The following is a 20,168-nucleotide window of genomic DNA, read 5'->3' on the forward strand; positions in this document are numbered from 1 at the left end:
TCGGGCATCAGGCGGCTGGCTGATCGATCGGCGCACCGGGACTTGTCACGTACTGCCCGGTGATGGCCTGCACCAGCGAATCTTCGGAAACCGCATCGCCGTCGAATTCGGCGGTCACCTTGCCGTCGTACATGGCGATGATGCGATTACTGACGCCCAGGACTTCGGGCATCTCCGAGGAGATCACCAGGACCGCATACCCAGTTCTGGCCAGTTCCTTGATGAGGGCATGGATCTCCGCCTTGGAACCGACATCGATGCCACGGGTCGGCTCATCGAGAATCAGCAATTTGGGGTGGGTGTGGAGCCACTTGCCGATGACGATCTTCTGCTGGTTGCCGCCGCTGAGGTTGCCGACCTTCTGTCGCCAGCTGGGAGTCTTGATCTTCATCGCCTGCTGATACTTGTCGTAGACCTGCTTCTCTGCGGCGGCCTTCATGAACCCTTTCGTGGAAACACTCTCCAGGCCCGCAAGGGTCATGTTGTCGCGACAGTTCATCCCGAGGATCAACCCCTGGTCTTTGCGATCCTCCGGGACGAGCGCGATCCCCTGGGTGACTGCAGCATGGGAAGACCGCAGTTGAGCGACCTGGCCATCGAGCAGGATCTCGCCACCCGAGGGCTTGCGTAGGCCAAAGATGGTTTCCGCCACCTCCGAGCGCCCGGCCCCGACCAGGCCGTACATGCCGACAATCTCGCCCTTGCGGACATTGAAGCTGACGTCCTTGAACACTCCGTCGACCGTAAGGCCTCGCAACTCGAGCATGTTCTTGCCGAACTCCTTCGGCTTGCTGTCATGATCCAGTTCGAGGCTGCGGCCGATCATCAGCTTTGTGACCTCGTCCTCGTTGGTATCAGCAGTGTTCACTGTGCCGTTGTACTCACCATCCCTAAGCACCGAGATACGCTGCGAAAGATGGAAGATCTCGTCCATGCGGTGGGAGATGTAGACGATGCCTACTCCCTGCTCTCGCAGGGTATTGATGATGTCGTAGAGCACGGGCTTTTCGTGGTCGGTAAGCGACGCCGTCGGCTCATCGAAGACCACTACTTTGGGTGTGAACACAAGGGCTCGTGCGATTTCGACCATCTGCTTCTTGGCGATAGAGAGATCACTCACCAAGTCCTTCGAGCTGAAGGAGCACTTCAGACGGTTGAGGATTTCCGTGCTCTCCCGATGCAGGGTCTTCCAATCGACCAAGTTGCCCCACTTCTTGGGCAGACTTCCCAGGAAAATGTTTTCGGCCACCGACATCTCCGGCACCAGCGACTGCTCCTGATGAATCAGCACGATGCCGCTCTTCTTGGCGCGCTTGGGATTATCGAAGACCTTCTCTTCCCCCTCGAGCAGGATCTGGCCACCATTGGGTTTGTGCTTGCCGGCCAGCACTTTCATCAGCGTGGACTTTCCCGCACCGTTTTCACCAAGCAATGCATGGACCTCACCGGCCCGAACATCGAAGCTGACCTTGTTGAGCGCGATCACCCCTGGAAACTTCTTGGTGATGTCCACCAGCGAGAGGATGGGAGCTTCTTCCCGCACAAGCGCCCCTGAGGTGTGTGTCACAGTTGCGCAAGACGCCGATGGCCAGCACGCCCCCCAGGGTGCCCGTAATGCTGCCGTAACCGCCGGTCAGCTTGGTGCCGCCGAGCACAACAGCTGTGATGGTCCAGAGCTCGTAGTCCCGGCCAAGGTTGGGCGTCGAAGCCCCCATCTGAGTGGCCAGCAGGACCCCGGCCAGAGCAGCGAAGAAGCCGACAATCATAAAGTTGATCATCATGTTGCGGCCGATCCGGATGCCGGCATCCAGGGCCGCCTCGGGATTGCCCCCCACGGCGAAGGTGTTGCGGCCATGGCCAGTCTTCCGGAGCACCAGGTGCATCACCAGGGTGCAAAGCAGGAAGATGATGGCCAGCACGGGGATGGGGCCGATGGTGCTGGCCCCGAAGTCAGAAAAGGCGAAGTTGCTGGCGTAGAAGGACTGTTCCTCGGTATAGACAAAGATCAGCCGTCGCACCCCGATCATCGCGCCGAGGGTTACGATGAAGGCGTTGACGCCCGTCTTCCAGACGAGCAGACCATTGAGGGCCCCCAACGCCACGCCTGTGGCAATGGCGGCCAGCACCGCCACGGTCAGACCGTAGTCCTGCAGCCCCACCGAAAGTGACGCCGCCAACCCCAGGGTGGCCCCCACGGAGAGATCAATGTTGCCGTTGATCATCACGTAGGTCATGCCCAGGGCGATCAGCCCGATGGTGGAGGTCTGGACGAGGATGTTTGCCAGGTTGCCCACCGACAGGAAATAGTCGGACATGACGCTGAAAAAGATGGTGATGGCGACGACGAAGACCCAAATCGGCTGGATGAACGAGCTGCCGCTCATGAAACGCTTCATATCAATCATGGTATTCACCCTGTCAGGAGTGGCGGGTCAGCAGACGCTTGCGCTTATTGGCAAGGTCCAGCCATACCGCGAGGATGATGATGACCCAGGTCACGAGCCACTGGGTGTAGTAGGGGTAGCCCATCAGCAGCAGGCCGTTCTGGATGAAGCCAAGTATCAGCACCCCGATTACCGTCTTCCAGATACTGCCGGCACCACCCAGCAGGCTGGTGCCGCCGAGGATAATCCCGGCCAGCACGAGCAACTCGTAGCCCTGCCCCACGTTGTTCTGGGAGCCCATTACACGCGACCCGAGCACCAGGGCGGCGCAGGCAACACAAAAGGCCGAGATCAGGTAGGTGCTGAACACACACCAGTTTTTGCGAATACCGGAATAGACGGCTGCCATGGGATTGCCACCAATGGCGAAGATGCGCCGGCCGAAGCCGGTGAAGGACATAACGACTTGGACGATGATGGCCAGCACGGAAAAGATGATGATCGGTACGGCAATACCCAGCAGGTAACCCTGCCCAAACACGCCGAACCATGTCTCGCTCTGATTGGCGATGTCGACGTTCTGACCACCGCTGTAGATCAGCACCAGGCCTTGGATCGCCGATAGCATCGCCAGAGTCACGATGAGCGAATTGAGCCGCATGAACCCCACCAGGAAACCATTCAAGGCCCCGAGCATCAGGGTCAGCGCGAACATCATCAGAATGGCGCCGATCGGACCGATCTTGTCATGAAGATCCACCACCAGGACGGTGGAGAACGACAGCATCGATCCCACCGATAGGTCGAGGTTGCCGCCGATAATCACCACGGTGACACCAACTGCGATGATACCGATGATCGACGCCTGCCGGACCACGGTCATGATGTTTGACTGAGAAAGAAACTGTTCGGAAGTCAACGAGAATGCAAACATGCAAATCAAGAAGAACACTAGAATTCCCTGAGCGGATAGGAAGTTCAGGAGACCTGCCTTGTGTTTCTTGCTGAGCATGAAGCCTTGCTTAGTGTGTTCTGCAGAAGCCATGTCACTCACCTATATGGGCGCAACCTTGTTCCTAAGGTCACCGGTTGTCCGTTCAGTGGGTTGGCTTTCCAAGTACTGCTTCTATAGCGGAGAAAGAGCAGAGCACTGCAGAGCCATCCTTCATGACCAACGGACTTTCTTTGGCTAAGCGCTACGGTGCATGAGGTCCTCAGACCTCATGCATCTCGGCGGGAGCCTTTAGAACACCGGCTTGTCGAACTCGGCCAGATTGTCGGCCGTGATTTTGGGAGTCTCGAAGAAGTTCATCTTCGGAACCTCTTTACCTGCCAATACATCGAGTGCCGTCTGAAGAGCCGCTTCGGCATCATCAACCGGAGACTGGTAAATGGAGCCGTAGTACTCGCCTCGCTCGATGGCCTCGTAACCCACGGCGAAGTTGGTGGCACCGATGAAGGCGATATCCCCTGCTCTGCCGGCACTCTTGGCTGCGTTCAGAGCACCAACCCCCATGTTATCGTCGCCGGCATAGACACCATCAATGACGTCATACTTGGTGAGGAAATTCTCCATGACCCGCTGGGCTTTTTCGCGGTTCCAGTCCGCGGGCTGGGTCTCCAGGATTTCGACGTCGGGACAGGCCTCTGCCAACCGGTCCTCAAAACCTTGAGACCGCTCCATGGCAGTGGTGTAGCCGGGCTGCCCGGCAATCTGAACGATCTGTCCCTTGCCACCCAAGGCTTCACACATCATCTCAGCGGAGGAGGCTCCCTGTTGGACGTTATCGGGTCCCGAGAAGGCGGCGATGTATTCGAGGCCGGCCTCGGCGATCTTGGAGTTGGTCACCACCACCGGGATGCCCGCGTTGTAGGCTTGTCTAATGGCAGGGATCACCGCCTGGCCATTAGTTGGCCAAATGATAATGGCATCGACTTGCTGCTGGATCAGGTTACGAACCTGACCGATCTGTCGCGCCACATCGCCGCCGGCATCAAGGACGACAACATCGACGCTATCATTTGCCGCGGCCGCTTCTTCGAATGCCTTTTCATAGGTAGTCTGATAACTGTCCACTCCGACGTTATTCTGTGTAATACCAATTCTTACTGCATCTTCCGCATATACAGCTCCTGAAAAGATTACAGCCACCACTACGCTGAGAACTTTCTTTTTAAACATGACAATAACCTTTCTTGTTGTCTTAATAATTAAAACCCGGGCTGGCGACCCAACTGTCCACAACATCTTAGCTACCAATTTTGCATACGGGCAACGTGACCAACATGAAGAAATATCCAATCTGGACTTTTTTATCACCAGCCCGGAAATAAAACATAAACCATTGATAATAATGAACTATATTGACAGGCATGCTTAAGACAACGAATCCATACGTAGACCATGGTATATGCTCGAAAAGTATCATCTCTGATCAAAGATGACCGTCGCCTTCGGTGATAAAAAAGAACTAGAAAATTTAAACAACTTTAACCACCGCTTCCAATCATGATCGCCAGCATGCCGCTGGTAACCAACCCCAATCTGATCATACTGAACATCCGAAGCAAGGAAGCCGATCGCTTGCTGGCATCCCCGTGCAGCGGCAACGCATCACGTTAAGGCCCCATGCCACATGCCTGGGCATCACCCCGCACGCCGCCAGATGAAAATAGCCCGCGCTGCCTAGCAGTCGCGGGCCATGAAGCACCACAAGGTTTCAGGTCACAGGATTAAGAAGAGGCCCGCCCCAGGCGGCCCAGCAGATGAACTCGAGGTCCTTGGTCTCGAAAAGCAGCGAGATGAGGCCGCCCAGCCTGCCATAGCGATTGTCAGAGGCAATGGGCATGTCAGGCCGAGGAGCTGCTCGCCCAAAGCGGGGTCGCCACACCGGTACAGTTCGAGGTGCCACACTTCGTCGCCGCCCCCTCATCGTCAGTGCAACCGACCTGGTGGTCACGATCACCAACAAGCTGGCCGAGGCCAACCGGGACAAATTCACTCTCGTCTAACGTCCTTACCCGGTCGACCTCCAAGAGGCATTGATCAATTTCTTATGACAACGGCGCTGCCACTAGGATACCGGCAACCATTGGCTGCGCGAGCTGATCCGCCAGATTTTCGCCAAGCCGTGAGGCCCAGGCGAACCTCCGGCTCGGTCGGGACGCTTATCTCGCGCTGTCGGAAACTTGCGTCGACTCGCACCGAGCGAAGCGCCGGTGCAGGACGTTGTAGGCCAGGGCGCCCACTACCACCCCCCAGAAGGCCGACCCCAACCCCAGGAAGCTCATGCCGGACGCCGTGGCAATGAAGGTGATCACCGAGGCCTCCAGGTGATCCTTATGGGCGGCGAAGGCACTGATGTTGCTGGTGATGGCTCCGATCAGCGCCAACCCCGCTAGCACCGCGACGAACTCACCCGGCAGCGAGGTGAACAGCGCCACGATGGTCCCGGCAAAGGTGCCACCGATCAAGTAGAAGATCCCATTGGCGACCCCGGCCACATAGCGCTTGTCTGGGTCCTCGTGGGCCTCCTTGCTGGTGCAAATAGCCGCGGTGATGGCCGCGATCACGGTGGTGATACCGCCAAAGAAGGCGGTGCCGAAGGAGGTCAAGCTGGTCACCGTGACGATCGGCTTGGCCGAGGTGTTATAGCCGGAGCTTCGCATGATCGCCATGCCCGGCAGGAACTGCCCGGTCAGGCTGACCAGCACCAGCGGGATGGCCAGGCTAAGGGTGGCATTCCAGCTCCACTCTGGGTGAATGAACTGCGGGTCGGCTAAGCGCAGCGTCACGCCCCTGAGGCTGGCATCTTCAAGCATCACCGCCAGGATAACGCCAACCACCAGCAGCAGCACCAGGCTGTAGCGCGGACTTAACCGCTTGAAGACCAGGTACGCGAGAATCATGCCGATGGTCAGGGCCGGTACCGACTCCAACGACACGAAGACCCCGACGCCGAACTGGAACAGGATGCCCGCCATCATGGCGCTGGCGATGCCTGGCGGGATCAGCCGAATGATGCGATCGAAGGAGCCGGTCACGCCGATCACGAAGATCGCCGCTGCCGCCACCAGGTAGGCGCCCACCGCCTCGCCTAACGACAGGTCGGGAAACAGCGTGACCAGCAACGCCGTGCCAGGCGCCGACCAGGCGGTGACCACCGGGACCTTGAGCCACAAGCTAAGCAGAATGCCCGAGACGGCAGCGCCAAGCGAGATCGCCCAGACCCAGGAAGTCATCATGGCACTCGAGATCTCGGCGCTCTGGGCGGCCTGAAAGAAGATCACCAGTGGCCCGGAGTAAGACACCAGCACCGCCACAAAACCGGCGGTGACGGCGGGTATCGACCAGTCCTTGAGCATCACAAGAATCCTCGCAACGAGTAGCGATGCGCCCTTCGCGCAACGCACAGCAAAGAATGCCCGCGCTGCCAAGCAACCGCGGGCCAAGGAAGAAGCGCCATGAAAAGCGCCGACGTCCAGACGCCGGCACTATCGGTCAGCCCACTCTCTTAGCTGGGAAGCGCTTGCGAAGGGCCTCGCGTTCCTGAGAGAAGTCGAAGTCGTGGAACTCCACCAGCATCGAGATCAGCGCACCCAGGATTAGCGCCCAGAACGAAGCGCCGATGCCAAAGATCTGCAGGCCCGACACGGCGATCAGGAAGGAGAACATCGCCCCTACCTCATGCTTGCCGGAGAAGGTGATGTGCATCGCCGAGCTGATCACCCTCAGCAGGGCCAAGCCGGCAATGATGGCGATGAAATAGCTCGGCATCGCTTCGATCAAGCTGAACACGAAGCCATAGAAGGGTGCGGCAATCACAAAGATGATGCCGACGATCACCGCCGCCACCCAGCGCTTGTCGTGGTTTCCTGCCTCAGGGGATGAGCAGATTCCGGTCATCGGCGCGGCGATGCAGGTGCTGTGGAGATTGAAAAAGGCAGACACCATGGTGCCAATGCCTCCGACGAAGGTGATGGCATTGGCCGGCACCTCCTTAAAGCCCATCCCCTTGACCAACCCCACGCCGGCAGGCGTCTCCATGCCCACCAGGATCAACGCCAGCGGCAGGCCGTAGGCCAAAAAGGCGTCCATGGAGAATGCCGGCGCGATGAACTCGGGCATGCGGAACGAAAACTCCACACTCGAGAAGTCGGCACCGGAGAAGGCCATATAGATAACGCCCACCGCCAGCGTCACCACCAGAGGAGGAACTCGACGCAGGAAGCGCGCCGAGAAGAAAAAGGCCAGAATCATCACCAGCGCTGGTATCAACGCACTCTGCAGTGGCATCACCATGTTGGTGCCAAACTTGAGCAGCACCCCAGCCACCATCCCCATGACAATGGGCATAGGGATGAGTCGCATCACCAGGCTCATCCAGCCGGCCAAGGCAACCACCACCGAAATGGCCCCCGCCATCAGCGTCGCCCCCAGGGCCTCATTGAGACCCACCACGGGAATGATGGCGGCGAACAGCAGGGCTCCGGGAATGGAGTTGGCCATCGGCAGGGGCAGCCGATAGTAGGCCGGAAGCAGCAGCCCGAACAGGCCGTTGATGAAGAGGTAGCTGATTACCCATAGCAGGGTGAAATCCTTGGGTAGCCCGGCGGCGGTACCGGCACTGATATGAATGATGCCTGCACTGAGACCGAAAATACCGGCGACCACGCCGGCGCTCAGGTTGTCGGCATTCAGGTCGCGCAGGAAGTCCCGCGGCGCCGACGCTAGGCCGACGCCTCTCTCGAGATGTTTCATGGTGTGCTCCAGGGGATTATTGTCGTTGTCGTTTTTTGGTGGCTGCGGCAGACCTCGGATGCCTAGAGGTCCAGGGCTCAGCCCTGATCGCCACCGCCGACCGGCAGTACGCTGCCGGTGATGTAGCTCGCCTCGTCCGAGGCCAAGAACAGAATCGGTGCGGCCATCTCGTCGAGCGTGCCGTAGCGCTTCATCAGGCAGCTCTGCTTGGTCTGGTCGATATGCGCCTGAAACCAGGCCCGTTCCTTCTCGTTACCAGGCTCCGGGGTGCCGCGGGAAATCTTGCGCGGCGGCGCCTCGGTCCCGCCGATGCCGGCGGCTGCCACGCGAATACCGTGCTCGGCGTACTCGAAGGCCAGAGACTCGGTCAGCGCATTGACGCCTCCCTTCGCCGCCGAATAGGGAATTCGATGGATGCCTCGGACCGCCACTGACGAGACATTGACGATCACGCCACCCCCCTGCTCAACCAGGATCGGCAACACGGCTCGACAGCACCACAGCGTCGGCATCAGCGAGCGCTGGACTTCGGCGGCTATCTCGCTTTCGCTGAACTCGATGAATGGCTTGAAGTTGATGGCCCCGCCTACGTTGTTGATCAGGATATCGATACGGCCGAAATGCTCGGCTGTCTTGGCCATGACGTCAGAGGCCCCGGCCCAGGTCTCCAGGTCGGCCAACACACTGATCGCCTCCACGCCCTGAGCACGCAGGCTGTCCACGACCTCTTCCACCAGCTCTGAACGATCTACCAGGGCCAGGCGAGCTCCCTCCGCGCCGGCCCGCTCGGCCACTCGCCGCCCGATCCCCTGGGCGGCGCCGGTGATCACCATGACCTTGTCTTGGAAACGTGAGCCCTGGAAACGTGAGCCGTCGAAGCGTTGCGCGCTCATGACACCTCTCCCGGTGCCTGATTGGGAGTGAACTTCTCGTAGTGGAAGCTCTGCGGCACGATGCCCTCCTTGTCGAAGTGCTTGAGTACAGCATCGACCATCGGGGGCGGCCCACACAGGTATACGTCGATATCACCGCCGTGCAGCACCTCGTCGTCCATGTGATGGGTGACATAGCCCTTGCGCGGATGCTTGCTGGCCTCATCCACTACCACGGTGGAGTAGGTGAAGGTCGGCAGCCTCTCGGCGAAGACGTCCAGGGCATCGACCTTGACCAAGTGATGATCCTTGTTGACGCCGTAGATCAGGTGCATCGGCTGGCCGCTGCCCTGCTCTTCTTCCTGTTTCTGAGCCAGCTGCTCAAGCATGGAGAGGAAGGGCGCGAGGCCCGTTCCGCCCGCCAGCATCAGCACCGGGCGGGTGATCTCGCGAAGGTAAAAGCTGCCCAGCGGCCCGGTGAGAGAGAGGCGATCGCCGACCTTGGCCAGCTGGGTCAGGTAGCCGCTCATCAGGCCATTGGGGATATTGCGGATCAGGAAGGTGGCGCGCTGTTCTCCTGGCTTAGAACTGAAGGAATAGGAGCGGTGCTGATCGCTGCCCGGCACGTCGATGTGGATGTACTGGCCGGGTAGGAAGGCCAGCTCGGCCCCTTCGTCTAGGTCCACAGCCAGCTCAATGCTGTCCTCGGAGAGTTGCTCGACCACGGCCAGAGTCCCGTCGATCTTGCCAACCTGGGTCTTGCATAGACTGGAGGCCACCGGCACCTGTATGACGCAGTCCGAAGATGGCACCATTTGGCAGGTCAGCACCTGGCCTTCGGCGGCCTCCTCGTCAGAGAGCGCGTCATCGAGGTACTCGTCCCCCATGTCGAACTCGCCCTGCTCGCAGTGGCCCTTGCAGGTGCCACATACGCCGTCGGAGCAGTCCATAGGCAGGTTGACCTTCTGGCGATAAGCCGCATCGAGGACCGTCTCCCCTGCCTTGCAGCCGATGAAGCGGGTGACGCCGTCTTCGAAGTTGAGTGCAATGGTGTAGCTCATGGTCGAATCTCCTCCCACACCGGGTCTGCGTGACCCGTTCAGACGTGATAAACGTCGATGACCTGATGGATGTAGTCGTTGTTGAGTTGCACGACTTTTCGGGTGATCAGCGGCGCCTCCCCCGACACATCCAAGGTGTAGAAGGCACTGCCGAAGTAGCTGTCGGTCTTCTTGTAGCGGTGGCTCAAGGTGTGCCAGTTGAAGCGCAACTCCACCGTGTCGCCATGCTCCTTGAGCACCTCGAGATTGGTGACTTGATGGGTAGTGCGGGGCTCGGGAGTGCTCGCCCCGCTACGCTCGGTCTTGATCCGATAGACCCGGTCCTCTAGCCCCTCTCGGTTCGGGTAATAGATTAGTGAAATCTCGGCTTGCGGGTCCCGGGTCAACTGATCGTCATCATCCCAGGCCGGCATCCAGAACTCGGCGTCCTGGTGGTAGCACTCGAGCCAAGCGTCCCACTGGCGGTCGTCGAGCAGGCGCGCTTCGCGGTATAGGAACGCCTGGATGTCGTGATAGCTGATGCTCATGTCTGTTCTCCCCTTCTCGATTCGTGCAGGCCTTATACGGGCTGGGCGGCGGGCTCTGTCGGAATAAACCGGCTGCGTTCCTTGTCGATGGCGCGCAGCATTTCCTCGACCCAGTGCTGGTGATGCAGCACGTAGAGGCCCTCGTCTTCCGGGGAGGCCCCGCTGAGCAGCGGCTTCATATCAATTGCTTGGGCATTCTCATCGGCCCCAGTGATCCACTGCTTGGCGCCGCGAGAAAGATCGCTCCACTCGGCCAGCGACCCGTGATAGCCGTCCTGGCAGGCACGGAACTCCTCAAGGTCGTCCGGTGTACCCATGCCAGAGACGTTGAAGAAGTCCTCGTATTGGCGGATGCGCACCCGGCGGCTCTCCGCGGGCTCACCCTTGGGCGCGAAGCAGTAAATGGTGACCTCGGTCTTGTCCACGGAGAGCGGACGCAGCACGCGGATCTGAGTGGAGAACTGATCCATCAGGTAAACGTTAGGGTAGAGACAGAGGTTACGGGTCTGGTTGACGATGGAGTCGGCCCGAGCCTCACCCAGCTCAGCCGCGACCTCATCCTTGCGACTGTAGACCGGGCGCACCTCGGGGTTGATCAACCGGGTCCACAGCATCATGTGGCCGTTCTCATAGGAGTAGAAGCCGCCCTGGCTCTTCGACCAACCGTCGGCGTCCACTGCCTTGGTGCCGCCGGCGTCGTAGTTGCGCCGCTCCATGGTCGAGGCATAGTTCCAGTGCACCGAACTCACGTGGTAACCGTCGGCCCCGTTCTCGGCCTGCAGCTTCCAGTTTCCGTTGTAGGTGTACGACGAGGTACCGCGCAGAATCTCGAGGCCTTCCGGCGCCTGATCGACGATATTATCGATCACCTTGCGGGTTTCCCCGAGATAGTCCTCAAGCGGCATGACATCGGCACTCAGGCTGCCGAACAGGAAGCCCTTGTAGTTCTCGAAGCGCGGCAAGTGCTTGAGGTCGTGAGAGCCCTCCTGCTTGAATCCCTCCGGGTAAGCGCCGTTCTTCTCGTTCTTGGCCTTGAGCAGTTTGCCGTCGTTCTTGAAGGTCCAGCCGTGGAACGGGCAGGTGAAGGTGCCCTTGTTGCCCCGCTTTCGCCGGCAAAGGGTGGCGCCACGGTGGGCACAAGCATTGATCAGGCCATGCAGCTCACCGGCCTTGTCGCGGGTGATCACCACCGGCTGACGGCCCATGGTCACGGTGAAGTAGTCACCCGGCTCGGCAATCTGGCTCTCATGGGCCAAGAACAGCCAATTACCCTCGAAGATGTGCTTCATCTCCAGGTCGAAGAAGGTCGGGTCGGTGAACATGCTGCGGTGGCAGCGAAAGACGCCGTTGTCAGCGTCGTCGACGACGGCGCCGCGGACGCGTTGTTCGAGACGATCAAGCTGGGTAGTCATGACGGTGATCCTCGCTTGGCGATCATGTTATTGACGTTATTGGAGCGCAGGGGCCCCGGCCGTGCCGTCGACAGGGTCGGCAGCACGGGCACGTTCGATGCAGATAGGGAAAGGTGTCGTCAGCCGGGCGATCAGACCCTGGCGGTACCCGCCAGTTGGCTCGCCTGGTCCTGCTCGTCTTCCTTGGCCCGCGGACGCTTGTGGCGAACCTGCAGCTCGGGGGCGTCGGTCTTGGCCAGTTCGACGTCGAACACCACTTCAGCGAAGGGGCCGTCTAGCTGACGGCTGGCAATCTCGGCGGCGTCTTCGCTGCGGCGGGCAGGAACCACCAGTTCCTCGCGGGTAGCAAAGGCGAAGTCATCGAAGGTATAGGGATCGCCGGCCAGATTGATCTGGGTCGTCAGGTGCTGATGCCCCGGCGCAGAGACGAAGTAATGGATATGCGCCGGACGCTCGCCGTGCCGGCCCAGAGCCTTCAGCACCACATCGGTGGGAGCACCTTCCGGCACGCCGTAACCGGAGGGAATGATGCTGCGAGCCGTGTAGCGGCCCTCGCTGTCGGTAAGGATGGTGCGACGCAGGTTGTATTCGCTCTGAGTCTCGTCGAAGAAGGAGTAGCCACCTTTGGAGTTGGCGTGCCATATCTCGACCTTGGCGCCAGCCACCGGGTTGCCCTCGACATCACGCACCTGACCGGTCAGCCACATGGTCTCGCCATCCGTATCCTGACCATCGTCCATCCGCGCGAAGCCTTCGGCCTGCGGGGCGCCTGCCACATAGAGTGGGCCCTCGATAGTACGCGGCGTGCCGCCGGTGCGCTTGGCCTCGGCATCGATTGCGTCCTGGCGCATATCCAGATAGTGGTCGAAGCCCAGGCCCGGCGACAGAAGGCCGAACTGAGTCTGGCTGCCCAAGGCGTTGAGCAGGTTGACGGCGGACCAGTACTCCTCCTCGCTGACATCGAAGTCATCGATCAGGCGAAACAGGTCCGAGAGCAGCCGATGCATGATCTGCTTGGTACGTTCGTTGCCGCCGCTCTGGTCGAAGCCGGCGACGGTGGTCAGGAAGTCTTGAACCTCGGGGGTGTCAAAAATCTTAACGGTCATGGTCGATTATCCTCGTTTGTTATGGTTTTCCATTCCGCTCGCGGACGCTGGCGTGCGTTATCCGCGTTTCAGGCATCATCCTCGCGGATAGAGGACGGGTGGCGGCACAGGGGCTTGACGCTGATTTCCATGTAGGGGAAGAGCGGCAGGTTACTGACCAGCTCCTGCAGTTCGGCGTTGTCTTCGACATCGAAGATGCTGACATTCGAGTAGCTGCCAGCCACGCGCCACAGATGGCGCCACTTGCCTGCGCGCTGCAGCTCTTGGGAGTAAGCCTTCTCGGTTGCCTTGATCTCGGCGACCTGCTCGGCCGGCATGGACGGCGGCAGCTTGACGGTCATTTCCACCTGAAACAGCATGACGTTCTCCTTTTCAGTTCTTGCGTGCGTAGTGTGCGAGCTTGTCTTCATCCAAGGTGACGCCGAGTCCAGGTCCTTTCGGGAGATCGACCCCAAACTCGTGGTAGTGGAGAGGCTCGACGACAATGTCGTCCTTAAGCAGCAGCGGGCCAAACATCTCGGTACCCCAGGCCATTTCGTCCTGGGTCGCCCAGGCATGCAGGGACGCTGCGGTGCCGATGGAGCCTTCCAGCATGGTGCCGCCGTAGAGGCCGATGCCGGCGGCCTTTGCCACATGGGACAACTCCAGCACCCCGAAGAGCCCGCCGGACTTAGCGATCTTCAGGGCAAAGGCGCCGCTGAATCCGCCAGTCACCAGATCGAGCCCATCGCGGGCATCCTGAACGGCCTCGTCCGCCAGCATCGGTACATTGAAGCGCTGTGACAGCCGGACCAGGCCGGCATGCTCGCGGGCGGGAATAGCCTGCTCGATCAAATCGATACCGGCATTCTGAAGTGCCTGAATGCCGCGCACGGCAGTGGGCTCGTCCCAGGCCTGATTGATATCGACCCTGATGCTTGCCCTGTCCCCCAGGGCTTCCTTTATAGCCGCCACATGGCGCACATCCTGATCCACCGAGTTGGCACCGATCTTCAACTTGAAGTCGCAATGGCGACGCTGCTCGAGACGCAGCAGGGCCTCGTCGATGTCCTTCTGGGTGTCGCCGCTGGCCAGGGTCCAGAGCACCGGCAGATGTAACTGGCGAGCACCACCCAGCAACTCAGCCACCGATAGGCCGAGGCGCTTGCCTTGAGCGTCAAGCAGTGCAGTTTCCAGTGCCGATTTGGCGATGGCGTTGCCGCGGGCATGCCGATTCAGCCGTGCACGTAGCGCATGGATGTTGCCCGAGGGCTGGCCGACCAGCAGTGGCGCCAGGTAGGTATCGATGTTGGTCTTGATGCTCTCGGGACTCTCGGGGCCATAGGCCAGGCCGCCGATGGTGGTGCCCTCACCGATACCCTCGATATCATCGCTGTGATGCATCCGCACGATGACCAGGGTCTGGCAGGCCATCGTCGTCATGGAGAGCTTGTGCGGGCGGATGGTCGGCAGGTCGACCAGCAACGTCTCGATTGAGTTGATCACGGGGGGCATAGATGGCTCCGAGTTCCAGGAATCTGGTAATTGCATGGCAGTTTGATTGCAGCCTGCAGACGGAACCAATATTGTTTAAGTGCCTTTCCATACCCTGGAGGTATCATGGAGTTGCGCCACCTGCGGTACTTCTGCGTAGCGGCCGAAGAGCTGAACATGACCCGAGCGGCCGCCAGACTGAACATGGCTCAGCCCCCTTTAACTCGCCAGATCAATCAGTTAGAAGAAGAAATCGGCACTCGACTGTTCGAGCGAAGTTCCCGAGGTCTGACCCTCACCCCCGCGGGTCAGTTCTTTCATGAGCATACCCTGCAGATACTGGAGAAAGTCGACACCACGGTCGCTGGCACCAGGCGTATCGCCCGCAACAAGCACCAGCTGTTCGGCATCGGCTTCGTTCCGTCGGTGTTCTATGGCCAGCTTCCGCTGCTGGTGCGCGGGCTACGACAAAAGGAGGATCTAGAGCTGACGCTGGCGGAACTGACCACCGTGCAGCAGATCCAGGCATTGAAGGCGGGGCGTATCGATTTGGGATTCGGCCGGTTGCGCATCGACGACCCCGATATAGAGCAGGAGGTATTGTTCGAAGAGCCGATGATGGCGGCACTGCCTAACGGCCACCCTCTCGAAGGCACTAAGCCGACCATGGCGCAGCTGGCCGAATACCCACTGATCCTGTTTCCAGCCACGCCGCGTCCAAGCATGGCGGACAGCGTACTCGGCATGTTCCGCCGCCGTGGACTGCGGGTAAGAGTCGCGCAAGAAGCCAATGAGATGCAGACAGCGCTGGGGCTCGTGGCCTCGGACCTGGGCATCACCCTGGTCCCCGAACAGGTTCGCAGGCTTCAGCGCGACGGTATCAACTACGTCTATCTGGCCGAGAAGCACATCACAATTCCCATCCTCTGCAGCCGGCGCCGGGGGGAAAAGCCAAATGAGATCATGCAGGCCGCCAACGCTATCCTCGCCGTGCTGGTCGAGAACCGTCGGAGTGGGCGCTATCCCTGACTTTGGCCTACCTCCTACACCGGTTCAAAGGTTCCTGCATAACCTAATATGTTCCCGATCGTTATACAGATCGGCCCATATCGGGCTTTTCTAACGTATAGATACAAAAAAGCCACCCGTAGGTGGCTGATTTGCTTGATGCGGTGGCGGAGGGACAGTCCGCTTGATTAGGCTTCAGAAACATCCAATAAAATATAATTACTCATTGTTTTAGCTTTATTTTTTTTAATCTCTGTCCAGCAAGATCCAAAGCCGTACCGACATTTCCAGAGTCAAAGTATGGGCCGGAGTATGGGCTAGGGTATGGTACGCTAATCCTTCGACAACGAGGAGGCGGCCATGGGCAAGCTCACCACACGTGGAGTGCAGAAACTGGTCAGGGAGGCCAAGCCCGGGTTGACCAACGATGGTGAGGGCCTGTACCTCAAGATCGGCAAGAAAGGGGGAGCAAGCTGGATCTATCGGTTCCGGCGCAATGGCAAACTTCGCGACATGGGCCTTGGTAGCTATTCGGACGTCAGCCTTGCTGAAGCGCGAGCTCGTGCCGGCAAGAACCGTAGCCTCATCAAGGAAGGCCTTGATCCCCTTGAGGCCAAGGTAGAAGAAGAGCAAGTAGACGAGGCCACGCCCACCTTCACCAGCTGTGCCGCCCGCTACATCATGTCCCACCGCCGCAGCTGGCGGAACGCCAAGCACGCGCGGCAATGGGTCAGCACGTTGAAGGCCTACGCTCGACCGGTCATCGGAAACAAGCCTGTCGATGAGGTCACCACCCAAGACGTCCTGAAAATCCTGTCACCGACCTGGACCAGCAAGACCGAAACGGCCAAGCGCGTGCAAGGCCGGATTGAGAACGTCCTCGACTACGCCGCGGCGCACAACTACCGAGATCCTGTGAACCCGGCCCGCTGGCGTGGGCACCTCGACAAGCTGCTGGCCAAACCATCTAGGGTCAAGCAGGTAAGCCACCATCCGGCTATGCCCTATGATGATGTTGCCGCCTTCATGGCCGAGCTTCAGGGCTATACCAGCGTTTCCTCCAGGGCCCTGCAGTTCCTGATCCTGACAGCTACGCGCACTTCAGAGGTCCTGCGCGCTGATTGGCTGGAGCTCGACCTCAACAATCAAACCTGGACGATCCCAGCCGACAGAATGAAGGCACGCCGCGAACACCGTGTGCCGCTGTCACGGCAAGCGGTGGAGCTGCTGGCCCAGCTACCGCGAGTGAAGGGCAACTCCTATGTCTTCCCCGGAGCGCGCTACGGACGCCCTCTCTCCAATATGGCCATGCTGCAGCTGATGCGAGGCATCGGCTATGGTCAGGGTGGCGAACGGGGCGACTACGTGCCCCACGGCTTCCGCTCGAGCTTTCGCGATTGGACCGGCGAAGTCACCAGTTATCCTCGTGACGTCGCAGAAATGGCGCTGGCCCACACCATCGAGAACAAGGTGGAAGCGGCCTATCGCCGTGGAGACCTCTTCAATAAGCGACGGGCCATGATGCAGAATTGGGCCGATTTCATCCTACCGCAGAGCTAGTAAGGACACTCTTGAAGTACTGAACACTCGGGCATGGCGCATGTTTTGCTGTGGCAAGGCAGCCTGCAGGCCCTACAGCAGTATTTCTTGTTATCAAAGCGTTACAACAGGTAGCACACTTCATCGAGCGCTACGCTGACGAGCTGCATTCAAGACACTTCGAATCGCCCAGAGAGCTTTAGGAAACTATGTTGACTGACCGAGCCCGGCTTGTAAGGGGCGGGCTCTTCTATTCCTGCATCAGAACATCACCGCCACGGAGCGCCGCATGACAGCAAAGAAAGCCCCCAAATTCTATGTCGTTTGGGTCGGCCGGCAGACCGGGATCTTCACCACACAAGAAGGCGACGACATCTGGCAGCGTGGCCTCGGCCCCTTCGGGCCGCACATCTCGGCGGAATAAGGCGTCAAAAAAGGACGATCATACTCACCCGGGAGAGACCTTCGACACGGAAATCTACTGCGATGGTGCTTGTGACCCCAATCTTGGTGATGCCGGCTCGGGCATGGCCATCTACCGCAAGGGCACCCTCGACCAGCTCTGGTATGGCCTCTACAACCCCAAGGGGACCAACAATACAGCCGAGTTAAACGCCTTTTTCCAAGCTCTACATATGGCCAAGGAGGAAATTGCGCAGGGATCGTCCGTGCGGATCCACTGCGACTCCATGTACACCACCAACGCCATCACGAAGTGGGCCGGCGAATGGCGGAAGCGCGGCTGGAAGAAAGTCAATGGAGAGGCGATAAAGAACCCGGAGATCATCCAGCCCACGCATGCGCTGTACGAAAGCCTCAAATCGTCGCTGACCATCGCCCACGTCAAAGGGGACGCAGGAGTTGAAGGCAACGAACTAGCCGACAGGATGGCAATGTACGGGGCCGACCAACAGGCCTACCACCGCTTGTAAGCCAGGCGAAACCTGCGCGATGCCAAAGGTTCGCACGACGTATAAAGCCATCTTCTGGATCGTCGCTGCCTTGGTGCTGATCGCGCTGCTGTTTCCTTACCTCCTGCCCCTGTTCTACTAAGAGGAGATCGCCATGAAACGACTCGCTGCCTGCATTGCGCTTTCCGCGACGCTCGCCACGTCGGCTTGGGCCGCCCCGCAGACCGTGACGTTGTCGGTGCCGGGCATGACCTGCGCCGCCTGCCCGATCACCGTCAAGGCCGCCCTCAACAAAGTGGACGGTGTCTCGCACGTCGATGTGAGCTACCCGGATCGTGAGGCGGTGGTCACCTTCGACGATTCACGAACGCACGTCGAAGCATTGACCGAAGCCACCACCAACGCCGGCTCCCCCTCATCCCCGACACCCTCGGAAGCGGATCGGGAGTGACCATGAAGAACCCCAAGCCCCTGCTGCGCGCAAGCGTGATTGGCACCGTCCTGCTGGCGCTGTGCTGCTTCACGCCCATCCTGGTGATCCTGCTGCACCGTTGGCCTGGCGGCACTGACCAGCTACCTGGACGTGGTACTGCTTCCTGCCCTGGCCTTCTTCATCGGCCTGACCCTCTATGCGCTATGGCGCAAGAAGCAATACGACGCCTGCTGTAACAACGCCTCTACCTATTCAAGGAATTCCCCTCATGAGTGATGACAAGAACCCGCACATCGCGGTGATCGGCAGCGGCGGCGCCGCCATGGCGGCGGTCCTGAAGGCCGCCTAACGCGGCGCCCGCATCACCCTGATAGAACGCGGCACCCTCGGCGGTACCTGCATCAACACCGGCTGTGTACCTTCCAAGATCATGATTCGCGCGGCCCATATCGCCAACTGGCGCACGGAAAGCCCCTTCGATGCCGGCCTGAGCAGCCAAGCGCCGGTGGTAGATCGGGCCAAGCTGCTCGAGCAGCAACAGCGGCGTGTCGAGGAACTGCGCGATGCCAAGTATGAAGGCATACTCCGCGACCACCCGGCCATCACGGTCCTGAAGGGGGAGGCGCGGTTCGTCGATGCCCATAGCCTGACGGTCACGCTGAATGAGGGCGGCGAGCAGACCGTCCGCTTCGATCGCGCCTTCATCGGCACCGGCGCCCGACCGGCAGCACCGCCGGTGCCGGGCTTGGCCGACACTCCCTACCTGACCTCCACCGGCGCGCTGGCACTGGATACCCTTCCCAAGCGGCTGATCGTGATCGGGGCCTCAGTGGTCGCCCTGGAACTGGCCCAGGCCTTCGCTCGGCTGGGCAGCCAGGTCACCGTGCTGGCCCGCAGCCGCCTGCTGTCCCAGGAAGACCCGGCGGTAGGGGATGCGGTGGAGGCGGCGTTTCGCCGCGAGGGCATCGAGGTCCTCAAGCAGACCCAGGCGGGCCGCGTGGACTACACCGACAATGAATTCATTGTCGACACCAACGCCGGCACCTTGCGGGCGGATCAACTGCTGGTGGCCACCGGACGGACACCCAATACCGAGGCCCTGAACCTGGCGAGCCTCGGCGTGGAAACCGCACGTGGGGCGATTCTGGTCGATGAGCATCTGCACACCACGGTGCCGGGGCTCTATGCCGCCGGTGACTGCACCGATCAGCCGGAGTTCGTCTATGTCGCCGCCGCCGGGGGCAGCCGGGCTGCCGTCAACATGACCGGGGGCGAAGCCACCCTGGACCTGAGCGCCATGCCGGCAGTGATCTTCACCGACCCCCAGGTGGCCACCGTCGGCCTGACGGAAGCCGAGGCCATCGAGCAAGGCTTCAGCGTCGATACCCGCGAGCTGGACCTGGAAAACGTGGCGCGTGCGCTGGTGAATTTCGACACCGGTGGTTTCATCAAGCTGGTGGCCGAACGCGACTCGGGCCGGTTGCTGGGGGTGCAGGCGGTGGCGGGGGAAGCCGGTGAGCTGATCCAGACGGCGGTGATGGCGCTACGCGCACGCATGACCTTACACGACATCGCCAATGAGCTATTTCCCTACCTGACCATGGTGGAAGGGCTCAAGCTCTGTGCCCAGACTTTCACCAAGGATGTGACGCAGTTGTCCTGCTGTGCCGGGTGAACGATA

At 60.1% G+C, this 20,168-nt stretch carries 21 protein-coding genes; 8 read left to right on the top strand and 13 right to left on the bottom strand.

Annotated elements, in window-relative coordinates:
- Positions 1-7: 7 nt before the first annotated feature.
- From BCL93_RS11355 to BCL93_RS11415, 13 genes are all read right to left on the bottom strand, one after another.
- Complete coding sequence (locus BCL93_RS11355) at positions 8-1,543, bottom strand: sugar ABC transporter ATP-binding protein (RefSeq protein ID WP_112055389.1); 1,536 nt, start codon at positions 1,541-1,543, stop codon at positions 8-10.
- Positions 1,443-2,405 carry an ABC transporter permease gene (locus BCL93_RS11360; protein WP_112055390.1) on the bottom strand — a complete coding sequence of 321 codons (963 nt, stop codon included), beginning with the start codon at positions 2,403-2,405 and terminating at the stop codon, positions 1,443-1,445. Before BCL93_RS11360 ends, BCL93_RS11355 begins: the two co-directional genes overlap by 101 nt.
- Before the next feature lie 13 nt (positions 2,406-2,418).
- Complete coding sequence (locus BCL93_RS11365) at positions 2,419-3,429, bottom strand: ABC transporter permease (protein WP_258396427.1); 1,011 nt, start codon at positions 3,427-3,429, stop codon at positions 2,419-2,421.
- Between the two features lie 198 nt (positions 3,430-3,627).
- Positions 3,628-4,566: a sugar ABC transporter substrate-binding protein gene (locus BCL93_RS11370; RefSeq protein WP_112055392.1), complete on the bottom strand. Its 939-nt coding sequence runs from the start codon at positions 4,564-4,566 to the stop codon at positions 3,628-3,630.
- Positions 4,567-5,552: 986 nt separating this feature from the next.
- A complete protein-coding gene (locus BCL93_RS11375; RefSeq protein WP_112055393.1) occupies positions 5,553-6,749 on the bottom strand; it encodes a benzoate/H(+) symporter BenE family transporter in 1,197 nt (398 codons plus the stop codon).
- 136 nt (positions 6,750-6,885) lie between these two features.
- Positions 6,886-8,145 carry a benzoate/H(+) symporter BenE family transporter gene (locus BCL93_RS11380; RefSeq protein WP_112055394.1) on the bottom strand — a complete coding sequence of 420 codons (1,260 nt, stop codon included), beginning with the start codon at positions 8,143-8,145 and terminating at the stop codon, positions 6,886-6,888.
- Positions 8,146-8,222: 77 nt separating this feature from the next.
- Complete coding sequence (gene benD, locus BCL93_RS11385) at positions 8,223-9,038, bottom strand: benzoate diol dehydrogenase BenD (RefSeq protein ID WP_112055395.1); 816 nt, start codon at positions 9,036-9,038, stop codon at positions 8,223-8,225.
- On the bottom strand, positions 9,035-10,078 hold the full coding sequence (benC, locus tag BCL93_RS11390) for a benzoate 1,2-dioxygenase electron transfer component BenC (protein ID WP_112055396.1): 1,044 nt from the start codon (positions 10,076-10,078) through the stop codon (positions 9,035-9,037). The genes benD and benC overlap by 4 nt, the downstream gene beginning before the upstream one ends.
- A 38-nt stretch (positions 10,079-10,116) precedes the next feature.
- On the bottom strand, positions 10,117-10,605 hold the full coding sequence (gene benB, locus BCL93_RS11395) for a benzoate 1,2-dioxygenase small subunit (RefSeq protein WP_112055397.1): 489 nt from the start codon (positions 10,603-10,605) through the stop codon (positions 10,117-10,119).
- 32 nt (positions 10,606-10,637) lie between these two features.
- Entirely contained in the window at positions 10,638-12,017 is a 1,380-nt protein-coding gene (locus tag BCL93_RS11400) for a Rieske 2Fe-2S domain-containing protein (RefSeq protein WP_112055398.1), read from the bottom strand.
- Positions 12,018-12,148: 131 nt separating this feature from the next.
- The gene (gene catA, locus BCL93_RS11405) at positions 12,149-13,123 is read right to left on the bottom strand and encodes a catechol 1,2-dioxygenase (RefSeq protein WP_112055399.1); all 975 of its coding nucleotides are present in this window, start codon (positions 13,121-13,123) and stop codon (positions 12,149-12,151) included.
- Between the two features lie 68 nt (positions 13,124-13,191).
- Positions 13,192-13,482 carry a muconolactone Delta-isomerase gene (gene catC, locus BCL93_RS11410; protein ID WP_112055400.1) on the bottom strand — a complete coding sequence of 97 codons (291 nt, stop codon included), beginning with the start codon at positions 13,480-13,482 and terminating at the stop codon, positions 13,192-13,194.
- A 13-nt stretch (positions 13,483-13,495) separates the two neighbouring features.
- Complete coding sequence (locus BCL93_RS11415) at positions 13,496-14,617, bottom strand: muconate/chloromuconate family cycloisomerase (RefSeq protein WP_112055401.1); 1,122 nt, start codon at positions 14,615-14,617, stop codon at positions 13,496-13,498.
- Positions 14,618-14,722: 105 nt separating this feature from the next.
- Here BCL93_RS11415 and BCL93_RS11420 point away from each other — a divergent pair, with 105 nt between their 5' ends.
- From BCL93_RS11420 to merA, 8 genes are all read left to right on the top strand, one after another.
- Positions 14,723-15,625, top strand: a complete 903-nt coding sequence (locus BCL93_RS11420; protein ID WP_112055402.1) for a LysR family transcriptional regulator — start codon at positions 14,723-14,725, stop codon at positions 15,623-15,625.
- A gap of 339 nt (positions 15,626-15,964) precedes the next feature.
- On the top strand, positions 15,965-17,164 hold the full coding sequence (locus tag BCL93_RS11425; RefSeq protein ID WP_112055403.1) for a tyrosine-type recombinase/integrase: 1,200 nt from the start codon (positions 15,965-15,967) through the stop codon (positions 17,162-17,164).
- Positions 17,165-17,432: 268 nt separating this feature from the next.
- Positions 17,433-17,567: a viroplasmin family protein gene (locus BCL93_RS17270; RefSeq protein ID WP_181463086.1), complete on the top strand. Its 135-nt coding sequence runs from the start codon at positions 17,433-17,435 to the stop codon at positions 17,565-17,567.
- Positions 17,527-18,075: a ribonuclease H family protein gene (locus BCL93_RS11430; protein WP_181463087.1), complete on the top strand. Its 549-nt coding sequence runs from the start codon at positions 17,527-17,529 to the stop codon at positions 18,073-18,075. Before BCL93_RS17270 ends, BCL93_RS11430 begins: the two co-directional genes overlap by 41 nt.
- Positions 18,076-18,094: 19 nt before the next feature.
- Positions 18,095-18,196 carry a mercuric transporter MerT family protein gene (locus BCL93_RS11435; RefSeq protein WP_205742482.1) on the top strand — a complete coding sequence of 34 codons (102 nt, stop codon included), beginning with the start codon at positions 18,095-18,097 and terminating at the stop codon, positions 18,194-18,196.
- A gap of 12 nt (positions 18,197-18,208) precedes the next feature.
- Positions 18,209-18,505 (top strand): mercury resistance system periplasmic binding protein MerP, encoded by a 297-nt coding sequence (gene merP, locus BCL93_RS11440; RefSeq protein WP_112055405.1) that lies wholly within the window; start codon positions 18,209-18,211, stop codon positions 18,503-18,505.
- Positions 18,506-18,637: 132 nt separating this feature from the next.
- Positions 18,638-18,763 carry a mercury resistance system transport protein MerF gene (locus BCL93_RS17495; RefSeq protein WP_258396420.1) on the top strand — a complete coding sequence of 42 codons (126 nt, stop codon included), beginning with the start codon at positions 18,638-18,640 and terminating at the stop codon, positions 18,761-18,763.
- Between the two features lie 85 nt (positions 18,764-18,848).
- A complete protein-coding gene (merA, locus tag BCL93_RS11450; RefSeq protein ID WP_425339119.1) occupies positions 18,849-20,162 on the top strand; it encodes a mercury(II) reductase in 1,314 nt (437 codons plus the stop codon).
- Positions 20,163-20,168: the final 6 nt, after the last annotated feature.

The organism is Onishia taeanensis, assembly GCF_003268885.1.
Classification (GTDB): Bacteria; Pseudomonadota; Gammaproteobacteria; order Pseudomonadales; family Halomonadaceae; genus Onishia; species Onishia taeanensis_A.